The organism is Pseudomonas hamedanensis, assembly GCF_014268595.2.
GTDB lineage: Bacteria > Pseudomonadota > Gammaproteobacteria > Pseudomonadales > Pseudomonadaceae > Aquipseudomonas > Aquipseudomonas hamedanensis.
Window position 1 is genome coordinate 3,914,241 of sequence record NZ_CP077091.1, and the last position, 13,925, is coordinate 3,928,165.

The following is a 13,925-nucleotide window of genomic DNA, read 5'->3' on the forward strand; positions in this document are numbered from 1 at the left end:
AAAGAAATCAGGCGCGCCGGCGGGCGTGATGCTCCATGCGGTTTTGCAGGCGGTAGAGGTAAGCAAACCCCTGCTCCCAACGCTGGTGCCCGGATTTGACATTGATGTGCCCGGCACCGGCGAGAATCCCCGCCTCGGCGCCCCAGTTGCGCGCCAGCTCCAACGCACGTGGCGCACTCACGGCGGCGTCGTTGTCGGAGCCGACGACTTGACTGGGAAAGGGCAGCAAATCGGTGGGAATCGGCGCAAAGTTGCGCAGCGCCGGAGCACAGGCCGGGCGTTCGACATCCGCCGGGGCGACCAGCAAGGCACCGCGTACCTGACGCAGGTAGTGCAGCGGCGCGGTGGCCGCCCAATGGGCAACGGTGATGCAGCCGAGGCTGTGCGCAATGAGAATTACCGGCGTGCTGTCCGCGGCGATCGCTTCGGCCAGGGCCGCGACCCAGTCTTCGCGGCGCGGCGTCAGCCAGTCGGCTTGCTCGACCCGGGCGCTGTTGGGCAGGCTGTTTTGCCAGTGGGTTTGCCAATGGTCATCTGGCGATCCTTGCCAGCCCGGCACAATCAGGTAGCGGATTGATTCGTTGCGCATGGGGAGCTCTCCTGCGTCGTGTCTGTTCGTGACCGAGTATAGGGAGAGGATTTATATTCGTTAAGGAATAAGAAGCTATTTATTAATATCTTGCTGGAATATCAAATTTGTCGCGACATCTGGAATGCTTCCCTGAAGCCAGGGCCATTCGCGATGCGCTCAGCGGAAAAACGGCACGTCGCCCAGCACCGTGGCGCGTTGCATTACTCGCCGCGCCGGTCGGTAGTCATCCACGGCGTAATGTTGCGTCACGCGGTTGTCCCAAAACGCAATATCGTCCTGCTGCCAACGCCAGCGCACCGTAAATTCCGGTCGGGTGGCATGGGCGAAGAGAAACTTCAGGATCGCCTCGCTCTCGGTCTCCGACAGCTCATTGATCTTCGAGGTGAAGCCCTCGTTGACGAACAGCGAACGTCGCCCGCTGACCGGATGGGTGCGAATCACCGGGTGTGACAGCGGTGGATTCTTGCGCCGCGCCTCCTCCCACTGCGCCAGCGCATCGGGCGTGTTGCCGTAGCGTTCGAGCGGAAACGAGCGGGTGAAATCGTGGGTCGCGGTCAGGCCTTCAAGCAAGCTTTTCAGCGGTGCCGACAACGCCTCATACGCGGCAATGCCGCTGGCCCACAAGGTATCGCCGCCGTACGCCGGCAACAACTTGGCGCTGAGCACCGCGCCCATCGCCGGCGTTGGCAGGAAGGTCACGTCGGTGTGCCAGATGGCGTTGTCACGCACGTCGGTGACAGCGGTGTCGAGGATCAGAACTTCCGGTTGTTCCGGCACGTTCGGGTAGATCGGGTGGATGTGCAGGTCGCCGAAATAATGCGCGAAACGTGCCTGCTGCGCCGGCTCGATCGGCTGATTGCGAAAGAACAGCACTTGATACTTGAGCAGCGCCTGCTCGATGGCGTCGCGGGTTGGCGGGTTCAACGGCTGGCTGATGTCGACGCCGTCGATTTGCGCGCCGAGGGCCGAGCTTAATGGGGTGATATTGAGGGTGCTCATGGTGGTTCTCTTCGAATTCGGGGGATTCAAGCTTTTGTAGGAGTGAGCCTGCTCGCGATTCAGGCAGACCGGCGACTCACTGGTGACTGAAACACCGACATCGCGAGCAGGCTCACTCCTACAAGGGATTCACAGCACATTTCAGTGCGCCTGGCCGTGCCACGGCACCAGTTTGCGTTGCAACGCGCGCAGGCCCATTTCCATGGCGAAGGCAATCAGGGCAATGACCAGAATCCCCAGCACCACCACGTCGGTGACCAGAAACTGCGCGGCCGACTGCACCATGAAGCCCAAACCGCTGGTGGCGGCGATCAGTTCGGCGGCAACCAGGGTTGACCAGCCCACCCCCAGGCCGATGCGCACGCCGGTGAGGATATCCGGCAATGCACTGGGCAAAATCACATGGCGAATCAGTTGCGCGCGAGTGGCGCCCAACGACTGCGCCGCGCGCAATTTCGCCGGGTCTACGGTGCGCACGCCGGTCGCGGTGGCGATGGCAATCGGCGCGAAAATCGCCAGATAGATGAGCAGCACTTTCGACAGCTCGCCGATGCCGCACCAGATCACGATCAGCGGCAGATAGGCCAGCGGTGGAATCGGTCGGTAGAACTCGATCAGCGGATCGAGCACACCCCGGGCGATGCGATTGGCACCAATGGCGATGCCCACCGGCACTGCCGTGAGAATCGCAAAGACCAGGCCCAGACCGATGCGACTCAGGCTCGCGCCCAAGTGCTGCCACAAGGTGGAATCCATGTATCCGGAAGTCGCCAGCAGCCAGCCTTTTTGCAGCACGGCGGAGGGTGGCGGCAGGAACAGCGGTTCGATCAGACCGGTAGCAGTCACCGCCCACCAGATCGCCAACAGGGCAAAGAGGGTCAACAAGCTGATCCAGCGTGTACTCAGGCTGCGGCGCACAGGGAGGATCACCGAAGGCGTCTTTACCGTCGCAGCGCTTACGTCGTAACTGCTCATGCGCGCTCCTGCCGATGCACGGCACTGCGTTGCGAAAACACTTTGCTCAGCACGTGCTCGCGGGTTTCGATGAAAAGCGGATCGGACTTGATCGCCCGGGCCGGCTCGCCAGCGGCATAACGCTGACCGAAGTCCAGCGCCAGACGCTCAACGATCTGCCCCGGATTCGGCGCCAGCAAAATCAGATCCGTGGCGAGGAATACCGCCTCTTCAATGTCGTGGGTAATCAGAAAAACCGGTTTGGCGGTGCGCTGCCAGACTTGCAGCAACAGCTCCTGCATCTGCTCGCGGGTGAACGCGTCGAGGGCGCCGAACGGCTCGTCCATCAGCAGCACCCGAGGGTCGGCGGCGAGGGCACGAGCAAGGCCGACACGCTGTTTCTGGCCGCCGGAAAGCTGCCAGATGCGCCGCTCTTCGAAACCGGCCAGATCGACCAGCGCAAGCATTTCACGGGCGCGCTGTTCGCGTTTGGGCTTGGCGACGCCGGCCAGTTCCAGGCCAAACGCGACGTTGCCCAGCACATTCTGCCAAGGCAGCAAGGCGTCATCCTGGAACACCACGCCGCGCTCGGCGCTCGGGCCTTTGACCGGCACGCCATCGAGGGTAATGCGCCCGGCGCTCGGATCGACAAAACCGGCGATCAGGTTCAACAGCGAAGTCTTGCCACTGCCGGACGGGCCAAGGGCGACCAGCAACTGCCGGGGTCCCAGGGTCAGAGAAATATCCGCCAACACAGGTTCCGGGCTGCCCGGGTACTGTGCGCTGATGCGCTCCAGCTGTAGCAAGGCCATCGCGGTCGACTCCCGATCAGTTAGTGATGTATTTGGCGCTGACGTACGGCGCGTAGTCCGGCAGCACCGCCTCGACTTTGCCCTGCTCCTTGAGGAACACGGCCGTGTCGGTGATGGCTTTGGTGGTCGGCGCACCGAGGTCACTGACCTGATCCGCCGCCAGCGGGTAGACGTTGCCTTGCAGCAGCAACGGAATGTCGCTGGCCTTGGCGCCGGAGAGTTTCACCAGTTTGTCGACGTTGGACTGATTGGCGAGCCAGGCTTTCGGATCCTTGCGGTAGTCGGCGTAGGCGTCCAGGGTGACTTTGGCGAATGCAGTGACGATTTCCGGGTGCTTCTCGGCGAAGTCTTTGCGCACAATCCACGCATCGAAGGTCGGCGCGCCGAATTTGGCCAGTTCGCCAGAGGTGATCAGCACTTTGCCGTTTTCCTTGGCGACGCCGAGCGCCGGGTCCCAGACGTAAGTGGCATCGATATCACCGCGTTTCCACGCCGCGATGATCGCCGGCGGAGCGAGGTTGAGTACGGTGACCTTCGACGGATCGATGTTCCAGTGCTTCAGCGCTGCCAGCAGGCTGTAGTGCCCAGTGGACACGAACGGCACAGCGATTTTCTTGCCGATCAGATCTTGCGGGGTTTTGATGCCGGAACCCTCACGCGCGACCAGGGCTTCAGCGGCGCCGATCTGCGTGGCAATGAGGAACGTTTCGACCGGGACTTTGCGGGTGATCGCGGCGGTCAGCGGGCTGGAACCGAGGTAGCCAATCTGCACATCGCCGGACGCGATGGCGGCGATGATGTCGGCGCCGTTGTCGAATTTGCGCCAGCTGATATCGGCACGGGTGGCTTTTTCGTAGGCGCCATCGGCCTGAGCGACTTTCGCCGGATCAACGGTGGTTTGGTAGGCGACGGTGAGGTCGGCGGCCTGAGCGAGGAAACTTGCGGCCGCCAGCGAAGCGGCGGCGAGCAGGCGAAGCGGGACATTCAGTTTCAATTGGGAGCTCCATATCAGGCGACCGAGCGTCGGCGTGAATGGAGACTAAATGATCTAAGAATCTAGAAATAAATAACTTTTTAGAATGAGCTTATGAGCGGAAAAATCTAAGCGCAGCCGACCGATCGTTCCCACGCTCTGCGTGGGAATGCAGCCGGTGACGCTCCGCGTCACATGGGACGCAGAGCGTCCCTTGAGGCGTTACCACGCGGAGCGTGGGAACGATCATGTACGAGCGAGAAAATCTAAGCGCAGTTGGCGGTTGGCACCTGTGGCGAGGGAGCTTGCTCCCGCTGGAGGCCGAAGGACTCCCACCTCCATTCATCACGTTGCGTCGGGTGCACCGGGTTGAATGAGTTGACGACTGCTGCGCAGCCGAGCGGGAGCAAGCTCCCTCGCCACAGGGGAATTTGCTCAGTTGCTGATGGCGAGGATGCTCGCCTGATACGCCCCGACAAACACATCAAAATCGCCAACCTCGTTCTGCTCAAGCTCGGTCTGCTGCGCCAGCGACGCGCGCGCCAGCTCTTCGAACTTCGCCTGTTCATCCGCAGCCAATGGCTCGCTGCGAAAAAATTCGGCATGCGCCTGGCTCTGGCGCAGGGAGAATTGCGCAAAGCTTTCCTTGTGCTCGGCCATCGCCGCCAGCACCTGCGCCGATGGCGTCAGGGACGGGTCGCTGACTTTCGCCAACTGCGCATCCAGTGCCTTGCTGTGCGCATCACCGCCAACGCTTTGGTCCAGCAGCGCGGCCAGCGGAGCAATCTGTTCAAGCAATTCGGCGGCCCACTGTTTCATCTCGACCGGCTGACCGTCACGCTGCAATTGCAGGCCCGGACGGCGACCTTCCTTGACCACGCTGAGGAAGTTTGACGTGGCATTGCCGCAGGTGGTGTTGGTCAGCAGCGGACTGTCGTTCAGTGCGCAATACAGCAGGAACGCGTCGATGAAACGCGACTCGGTGAGGTCGATGCCCATCGGCAGGAAGGGGTTGATGTCCAGGCAACGCACTTCGACGTACTGGATGCCGCGCGCCATCAGCGCCTGGATCGGCCGCTCGCCGGTGTACGTCACACGTTTGGGGCGGATGTTGGAGTAGTACTCGTTTTCGATCTGCAGGATGTTGGTGTTGAGCTGGACCCACTCGCCATCCTTGTGCGTACCGACTTCGACGTACGGCGCGTACGGCGTGGCTACGGCTTTGCGCAGGCTGTCGGTGTAGCTCGCCAGGTCGTTGTAGCACGGCGTCAGGCCGGCCTGGGCGTTGCTCTGATAACCGAGATCGCTCATGCGCAGGCTGGTGGCGTACGGCAGATACAGCGTGTCCGGATCGAGCTGTTCCAACTGATGCGAACGGCCGCGCAGGAAACCGGCATCCAGCGCCGGCGATGCCCCGAACAGGTACATCAGCAGCCAGCTGTAGCGACGGAAGTTACGGATCAGGGCGATGTAAGACACTGACTGGAAATCGCGGTCCGTACCGACGAAACCTTCGGCCTCGCGCAACAGCGGCCAGAGTTGTTCCGGCAGCGAGAAATTGTAGTGAATCCCGGCGATGCACTGCATGGTCTTGCCATACCGCAGGGCCAGGCCCTTGCGGTAGACGTACTTGAGCTGACCGATGTTGGAGGTGCCGTAATAGGCGATCGGGATGTCTTCCTCGGCCGGCAACGGGCACGGCATCGATGGACTCCACAAGTACTCGTTGCCGAGCTTGCTGTAGGCAAAACGGTGAATCTTGTCCAGGCTCGCCAGCGTGTCGGCAGGGTTCGGCAAGGCCGGCGTGATGAATTCCAGCAGCGACTCGGAGTAGTCGGTGGTGATCTGTTCGTTGGTCAGCGCGGAACCCAGGGCTTCGGGGTGCGGCGTTTGCGCCAGGCGACCTTCGCTGGTCACGCGCAGGCATTCACGTTCGATACCGTGCAGGCACTGCTTGAGCAGGGAGAGGTTAGCGCGCTCGCCGAGCAGAGCCAGGCGGCGGTTGAGAAGTTCGCTCAATTTGGATTCCTTCACGCGTCAGTCGCCCCAATATGGGGGTGGGCAGGACGGTCTACAAGGGTGAAGTTGAAACTGGCGTTATCGCCTGGTTTTTTAGCCTCAAAAGGCACTTTCGAACCGCCGACTTCAATCCCTGAATCTGGCAGATGCACGCGAAGATCATGCAATACCTGTGGGAGCGGGCTTGCTCGCGAGGGCGGAGTGTCAGCCAATATAAAGTCACCTGACACACCGCCTTCGCGAGCAAGCCCGCTCCCACAGAAAAACTCGACGCTGCGATCACAGCGCCGAAATTAACTCAAAATGATGAGCAACATCTACAGCACAGCGAACGTGCCTTGCGCTTTTGCGACCAGTTTGTCGCCCTGCATCACGTCGGCTTCGACCACCAGCGTGCGCCGGCCCGGGTGGATCACCCGCGCCGTGCACAACACCTCGCCATCCGAGACGGCGCGGATGTAGTTGATCTTGCACTCGATAGTCGCGCTCTGCTGATCGAAGCCATGGGTGCTGGAACAGGCCAGCCCCATGGCGATGTCGACCAGACTGAACAGCGCGCCGCCGTGCAGTTTGCCGCCGCGGTTGCGCAGTTCGGGCTCAAGGGCGAGGGCGACTTGCGCCACCCCGGTTTCGAGGCTGTGCAGGCGGCAGCCCAACAGCTTGAAAAACGCGCTCTCGACGAGCCCGGCCGGCAATTCCATCAGCGTTTCTTCAACTGCTTGGCGTTGGCGAACAGCGAGGCCATCGCGTTGTTCACCGGGGCGGCGCTGACGGTTTCCTTGCGCGGCGCGCTGCCCGAAGACTGGCGCGGTGCCGAGCCGGGACGCGAGCCACGGGCGCCGTCGACCTTCTCGCCCGGGGTGTCGCTCATGCGCATCGACAAGCCGACGCGTTTGCGCGGGATGTCGACTTCCATGACCTTGACCTTGACCACGTCGCCGGCCTTCACCGCTTCGCGCGGATCCTTGATGAACTTCTCCGACAGCGCGGAGATGTGCACCAGACCGTCCTGATGCACGCCGATGTCAACGAACGCACCGAACGCCGTCACGTTGGTTACCACGCCTTCGAGGATCATTCCCGGTTGCAGATCCTTGAGGTCTTCGACGCCCTCCTGGAACTCGGCAGTCTTGAACTCGGGACGCGGATCGCGGCCAGGTTTTTCCAGCTCTTGCAGGATGTCGGTAACGGTCGGCAGGCCGAAGGTTTCGTCGGTGAATTTCTTCGGGTCCAGGCGCTTGAGGAACGCGGCATCGCCGATCAGCGAGCGGATATCGCGATCGGTTTCAGCGGCGATGCGCTGCACCAGCGGATAGGCTTCCGGGTGCACCGCCGAGGAATCCAGCGGGTTGTCGCCGTTCATCACGCGCAAGAAACCGGCGGCCTGTTCGAAGGTTTTTTCGCCCAGACGCGCGACTTTCTTCAGCGCTGCACGGGTCTTGAACGCGCCGTGTTCGTCACGGTGCGCGACGATGTTTTGCGCCAGCGTTGCGTTGAGGCCGGAGATCCGCGCCAGCAATGCCACGGAGGCGGTGTTCACATCCACACCCACGGCGTTCACGCAGTCCTCGACCACGGCATCCAGGCCACGCGCCAGTTTCAGCTGCGAGACGTCGTGCTGGTATTGGCCGACACCGATGGATTTCGGATCGATTTTCACCAGCTCGGCGAGCGGATCCTGCAGACGCCGGGCGATCGACACCGCGCCACGGATCGACACGTCGAGGTCCGGGAATTCCTTGGCCGCCAGTTCCGATGCCGAGTACACCGATGCACCGGCCTCGGAAACCATGACCTTGGTCATCTTCATCGCCGGGTATTTTTTGATCAGCTCGATCGCCAGTTTGTCGGTTTCGCGGCTGGCGGTGCCGTTGCCAATGGCGATCAGGTCCACCGAATGCTTGGCGCACAGGGCGGCCAGAATCGCGATGGTCTGATCCCATTTGTTGTGCGGCACGTGCGGGTAAACCGTGGCGTGATCGAGCAGCTTGCCGGTCGCGTCGACCACCGCCACCTTGCAACCGGTACGCAGGCCCGGATCGAGACCCAGGGTCGCGCGCGGCCCGGCCGGAGCGGCCAGCAGCAGGTCGTGCAGGTTGTGGGCGAACACATTGATCGCTTCGGTTTCGGCGCCGTCGCGCAGCTCGCCGAGCAGGTCGGTTTCCAGGTGAGTGTAGAGCTTGACCTTCCAGGTCCAGCGCACCACTTCACTCAGCCACTTGTCCGCGGGGCGATTCTGGTTCTGGATATTGAACTGCTGGGCGATCATGCCTTCGCATGGGTGCATGGAGCCTGGGAGCTCGTCGCCGACTTTCAGCGCGGAACTGAGAATGCCTTCGTTGCGGCCGCGGAAAATTGCCAGCGCGCGGTGCGACGGCATGCTTTTCAGCGGCTCGTCGTGTTCGAAGTAATCGCGGAACTTGGCGCCTTCCTCTTCCTTGCCGGCGATCACGCGGGCGCTGAGGATCGCTTCCTGCTTGAGGTAGTTACGCAGTTTTTCCAGCAGGCTGGCGTCTTCGGCGAAGCGCTCCATGAGGATGTATTTGGCGCCTTCCAGCGCTGCCTTGACATCAGCCACGCCTTTTTCGGCGTCGACGAAGCGTGCGGCTTCGGTTTCCGGAGAGAGGTTCGGGTCGTTGAACAGGCCGTCCGCCAGTTCGCCGAGGCCGGCTTCCAGGGCGATCTGGCCCTTGGTGCGGCGCTTCTGCTTGTACGGCAGGTACAAATCTTCGAGGCGGGTCTTGGTGTCGGCGAGCTTGATGTCGCGCTCCAGGGCAGGGGTAAGCTTGCCCTGTTCCTGGATGCTGGCGAGGATGCTGATGCGCCGTTCGTCGAGTTCTCGCAGGTAGCGCAGACGCTCTTCCAGATGACGCAACTGGGTGTCATCGAGGCTGCCGGTGACTTCTTTCCGGTAACGGGCGATGAAGGGAACGGTAGAACCTTCATCGAGTAGCGCGACGGCCGCTTCGACCTGTTGCGGGCGTACGCCGAGTTCCTCGGCGATGCGGCTGTTGATGCTGTCCATAAAACCACCTGACATAGTGTGAAAGCAGGCTCTCAGGCACGCAAATAAAGGCCTGGAGGCTGATTGAGCGGCTAGAAAATTGCCGCTGCCTGGATCAAGAGGCAGCCCATTGACCCGTGAAATCGAACGGTTACTGCACAGGGCCGGAAAAAATGCCGGCCACTTACGGTAACGATTCAGACGTTGCCTGGCACAAAACGCCGCGCATTATAACCAGCGTTCTGTCATTCGGGGGCGTTGCAGCTTGTAGGCATAAACCCCGGTTTTCTGGCAGTGAAGGAAAAATCTGCTAACAATGCACACGGTGCGTATAACGGCAGCTACGCCATAATGCGCGCCGAGCTAAAAGGAGCATCTAATGAGCAGCACTGCACAAACTGCTGAAGGCGAAAAAATTCTTATTGTTGATGACGATCCAGGGCTGAGCAGCCTGCTGGAACGTTTTTTCGTCAGCAAGGGCTACCGCGCCCGTACCGTTCCGAACACCGAGCAAATGGATCGTCTGCTGTCGCGTGAAGTGTTCAATCTGGTCGTCCTCGACCTGATGCTGCCTGGCGAAGACGGCCTGACCGCTTGCCGCCGTCTGCGTGGCGCGAACAACCAGATCCCGATCATCATGCTCACCGCCAAGGGCGACGAGCTGAGCCGTATCAAGGGCCTGGAACTGGGCGCCGACGATTACCTGGCCAAGCCATTCAACCCCGACGAGCTGATGGCGCGCGTCAAGGCCGTTCTGCGCCGTCAGGCCGCACCGGTACCGGGCGCGCCGGGGAGCGAGGACGAAAACGTCACCTTCGGTGATTACGTCTTGTCCCTGGCGACCCGTGAATTGAAGCGTGGCGACGAAGTGCACATGCTCACCACCGGTGAGTTCGCAGTGCTCAAGGCGCTGGTGATGAACGCCCGTCAGCCGTTGACCCGCGACAAACTGATGAACCTGGCCCGGGGCCGCGAGTGGGATGCCCTGGAGCGTTCCATCGACGTACAGATTTCGCGTCTGCGCCGGATGATCGAGCCGGACCCGTCGAAACCGCGCTATATCCAGACTGTCTGGGGCGTGGGTTACGTGTTCGTACCGGATGGCACCGCCACCAAGTGATCGGTGATTTGTAGGAGCGAGTCTGCCAGGCTCTGGTCGCACGGCCATTGCCACAGACTCGCAATCCGCAATATGCGAGCATTGCTCGCTCCTGCAAGTGTGTAGCGGTTAAAGATGAAAACCCCCGTCTGGTTCCCCCAAAGTTTTTTCTCCCGCACCCTTTGGCTGGTGCTCATCGTCGTGCTGTTTTCCAAGGCGCTGACCCTGGTTTATCTGTTGATGAACGAGGACGTGCTGGTGGACCGTCAGTACAGCCACGGCGTCGCCCTGACGTTGCGTGCCTACTGGGCCGCCGATGAAGAAAACCGCGCAAAAATTGCCGATGCCGCGACCTTGATTCGCGTGGTCGGTGCCGGTGTGCCGGAAGGCGAACAGCACTGGCCGTACAGCGAAATCTATCAACGCCAGATGCAGGCGGAACTGGGTGCCGACACCGAAGTGCGCTTGCGCATGCATTCGCCGCCAGCGTTGTGGGTGCGCGCGCCGAGCCTGGGCGATGGCTGGCTGAAAGTGCCGCTGTATCCGCATCCATTGCGTGGCCAGAAAATCTGGAACGTGCTCGGCTGGTTCCTCGCCATCGGCTTGTTGTCGACGGCCTCGGCGTGGATTTTTGTCAGCCAGCTCAACCAGCCGCTGAAGCGCCTGGTGTATGCCGCGCGGCAACTCGGACAGGGCCGCAGCGTGCGGCTGCCGATCAGCGACACGCCGAGCGAAATGACCGAGGTCTACCGCGCCTTCAACCAGATGGCCGAAGACGTCGAGCAAGCCGGGCGCGAGCGTGAACTGATGCTGGCGGGCGTTTCCCATGACTTGCGCACACCACTGACCCGCTTGCGGTTGTCGCTGGAGTTGATGGGCGATCACAACGACCTGACCGACGACATGGTCCGTGATATCGAAGACATGGACGCGATTCTCGACCAGTTCCTCGCGTTCATCCGCGACGGTCGCGACGAGTCGGTCGAAGAGGTCGACCTCAGTGATCTGGTGCGCGAAGTGGCCGCGCCGTACAACCAGAATGAAGAAAAGGTCCGTTTGCGCCTGGAGCCCATCCAGCCGTTTCCGCTGCGTCGGGTATCGATGAAGCGCCTGCTCAACAACCTCATCGGCAACGCCCTGAACCATGCGGGCAGTGGCGTGGAAGTCGCCGCTTATGTGTCCGGCGACACCAGCGCACCCTATGTCGTGCTGAGCGTCATGGACCGCGGGGCGGGCATCGACCCTGCCGAGCTTGAGGCGATTTTCAACCCGTTCACTCGCGGCGATCGGGCCCGCGGCGGCAAGGGCACCGGGCTGGGGCTGGCGATCGTGAAGCGGATCGCGTCGATGCACGGCGGCAACGTCGAATTGCGCAATCGCTCCGGTGGCGGGCTGGAAGCGCGGGTGCGCTTGCCGTTAGGGTTGATGCTGCCGCGGGACGCGGTCTGACGGACCCGCTCCCCTGGCCTTCGCTTCACAGGCAGGTCAGGGTGAGTGCCGCTGTTCAACCGCTCACCGCCAAGGTTTGGGTTCACCCAGCAACTGCCCCTGAACCCCGTACAGACCCATTTCGCGAATCACCGACAATTCCCCTTCAGTCTCGACCCGCTCGGCAATCAACGGCAGGTCGATGCTGTGCGCCGCGCGCTGAATCGCTTCGATGAACAGGCGCTTGTCGCTTTCCTGATCGATCGCACGAATGTAGCTGCCATCGATTTTCAAGTACGCCAGCCCCAGCCGCGCCAGGTTGCCGATCATGCTGAACCGCCCGCCGAAGCGTTGCAGGCTCAGCGAAAAACCCAACTCGCGCAGGCGTCGGGTCAATTGCTCCAGCACCGCTTGTTCCGGCAACTGCTCTTCACCGATCTCCAGGGTCAGGCGCGCGCCGAGATTGGAATGCGCGCGCAGGATGTCGAAGACTTTGTTCAGCGCCTGGGGATCGGCCAGGGTCGCGGAAGACAGGTTCAATGCCAGCGCATCTTCGTGGGTTTTCATCTGCTCGAGCACGCGTTCGAGCATCAGGCGGTCCAGTCGTGCCGTCCAGCCAAAGCGCTCCAGCCAGGGCAGGAAGCGCCCGGCGGGGATGGTCTGGCCCTGCTCGTCGAGCAGACGCGACAGCACTTTGTAATGCAGCACCAGTTGCGAGTCCTGGGCGGACACCACTGGCTGGAAATACAACTCGAAACGCTGCTGACTCAAGGCCTGGTCAAGCAAGCGATGCCAGGCGTGATGATCGTCGCCGACGTCTGCGCTCAGGCTCTGCTCGATACAGGCCCAGTTCTGCTCACCCTGTCCTTCGGCCTGCGCCAGCGCCTGATCACCGAGGGTCAGTACCTGCTGCGGCGAATCGCCGTGGGCGAACGGCGCCAGACCAATCGACGCCACCGCCGGCACATCGGTCGCGCCCGTGGCATGCAGGCTGCTGAGGGCACTGTCGAGGTTCTGCGCCAGTTGCAGCGCTTCCTCGCGCACCAGCCCCGGCGCCAGCACGGCAAACTCACCGCCGCGGATACGGGTGACGAGATTCTGGGTTTCCGGGTACTTGGCGCACTCGCGGGACAATTGCTCGCCGACCGCTTGCAGCAATTGATCGGTGCGCTGGCCGCCGAGACGCTGGTTCAGCCCGGCCAGGTCTTTCACCCGCAACAGCAGCAAATAACCGGAACTGGTCTGCTCCGGATTGCTCACCCGGTCGTTCAGTTGCATCTCGAAATAACGCCGGTTGGCCAGCCCGGTGAGGTTGTCCTGATAGGACTCGGCACGCAGTTTTTCGCTGCGCTCAGCCTGCTCCTGAAACAGTGCCTTGAGCTTCTCGACCATCTGATTCATTGCTTGCACCACGCGCCGCAATTCCGGGGTTCGCGGCAGGTCCGGCAGGCTGAGAAACTCGCGACGGGCGATGGCGTGGGACTGCTTGACCATGTAATCGAGCGGCTTCAGTTGTCGGCGCAGCAGCAACGCCCCCAGCACCGCACTCACCGCACCGCAGAGCAGCAGCCAGCCGAGACTGCCCAGCGCGCTCTGCCAGAGTTTGGCCACGGCGAACATCGGATGGCTGACCACCTCGACCCGCGCCGCTTGCTCCCAGCCTCGGCTGACCAGCGCATCGCCACCGGCCGGTTCCAGACCGATCAGGTTGACGAACCAGTCCGGCACGTTGCTCACCGCCGGGATGCCGGTTCGCTCGACGATGGTTTTCTCGGTTTTCACATCGACCACGCGAATGCTCGCGTAATAGCCACTGTCGAAAATCGAGCTGACCAGCAACTCGACCATCGCCGGATCGTCAATGTTCGGCGTCAGCGACAAGGCCAGCGCCGTCGCGGCGTCCTGGGCATGGGAGCGCAACTGATTGACGTACTGGGTGCGCGAGCTCTCCAGACTGACCATGAAGCTGCCGGTGAAGGCAACCACCAGGAACAGACAGATAGCGATCAACAGCTGTTTGAACAAAGACATCTGAGCGCGTGCTC

Annotated in this window: 11 protein-coding genes; 2 read left to right on the forward strand and 9 right to left on the reverse strand. The window is 61.9% G+C overall.

Annotation, left to right across the window (positions count from 1 at the left end; all coding sequences use genetic code 11):
- Positions 1–7 precede the first annotated feature (7 nt).
- The 8 genes from HU739_RS16865 to HU739_RS16900 form a co-directional block, all read right to left on the reverse strand.
- Complete coding sequence (locus tag HU739_RS16865; RefSeq protein ID WP_186551536.1) at positions 8–589, reverse strand: alpha/beta hydrolase; 582 nt, start codon at positions 587–589, stop codon at positions 8–10.
- Between the two features lie 159 nt (positions 590–748).
- Positions 749–1,591, reverse strand: coding sequence for a taurine dioxygenase (gene tauD / locus HU739_RS16870; protein WP_186551537.1), 843 nt, complete (start codon positions 1,589–1,591; stop codon positions 749–751).
- A 141-nt stretch (positions 1,592–1,732) separates the two neighbouring features.
- A complete protein-coding gene (gene tauC, locus HU739_RS16875; protein ID WP_186551538.1) occupies positions 1,733–2,566 on the reverse strand; it encodes a taurine ABC transporter permease TauC in 834 nt (277 codons plus the stop codon).
- Positions 2,563–3,357, reverse strand: coding sequence for a taurine ABC transporter ATP-binding subunit (gene tauB / locus HU739_RS16880; protein ID WP_186551539.1), 795 nt, complete (start codon positions 3,355–3,357; stop codon positions 2,563–2,565). Before tauB ends, tauC begins: the two co-directional genes overlap by 4 nt.
- A gap of 16 nt (positions 3,358–3,373) precedes the next feature.
- Positions 3,374–4,351, reverse strand: a complete 978-nt coding sequence (gene tauA, locus HU739_RS16885) for a taurine ABC transporter substrate-binding protein (protein WP_186551540.1) — start codon at positions 4,349–4,351, stop codon at positions 3,374–3,376.
- Between the two features lie 414 nt (positions 4,352–4,765).
- On the reverse strand, positions 4,766–6,349 hold the full coding sequence (gene gshA, locus HU739_RS16890; protein WP_186551541.1) for a glutamate--cysteine ligase: 1,584 nt from the start codon (positions 6,347–6,349) through the stop codon (positions 4,766–4,768).
- Between the two features lie 317 nt (positions 6,350–6,666).
- Positions 6,667–7,050, reverse strand: a complete 384-nt coding sequence (locus tag HU739_RS16895) for a PaaI family thioesterase (RefSeq protein ID WP_186551542.1) — start codon at positions 7,048–7,050, stop codon at positions 6,667–6,669.
- The gene (locus HU739_RS16900; protein WP_186551543.1) at positions 7,050–9,374 is read right to left on the reverse strand and encodes a Tex family protein; all 2,325 of its coding nucleotides are present in this window, start codon (positions 9,372–9,374) and stop codon (positions 7,050–7,052) included. Before HU739_RS16900 ends, HU739_RS16895 begins: the two co-directional genes overlap by 1 nt.
- A 358-nt stretch (positions 9,375–9,732) precedes the next feature.
- On the opposite strand from HU739_RS16900, the gene ompR reads away from it, so the two are divergent.
- Positions 9,733–10,473: an osmolarity response regulator transcription factor OmpR gene (ompR, locus tag HU739_RS16905; protein WP_186551544.1), complete on the forward strand. Its 741-nt coding sequence runs from the start codon at positions 9,733–9,735 to the stop codon at positions 10,471–10,473.
- A 114-nt stretch (positions 10,474–10,587) separates the two neighbouring features.
- Positions 10,588–11,901, forward strand: coding sequence for an ATP-binding protein (locus HU739_RS16910; protein WP_186551545.1), 1,314 nt, complete (start codon positions 10,588–10,590; stop codon positions 11,899–11,901).
- Between the two features lie 63 nt (positions 11,902–11,964).
- Here HU739_RS16910 and lapD read toward each other — a convergent pair whose 3' ends face one another.
- A complete protein-coding gene (gene lapD / locus HU739_RS16915; protein WP_186551546.1) occupies positions 11,965–13,911 on the reverse strand; it encodes a cyclic di-GMP receptor LapD in 1,947 nt (648 codons plus the stop codon).
- Positions 13,912–13,925 lie beyond the last annotated feature (14 nt).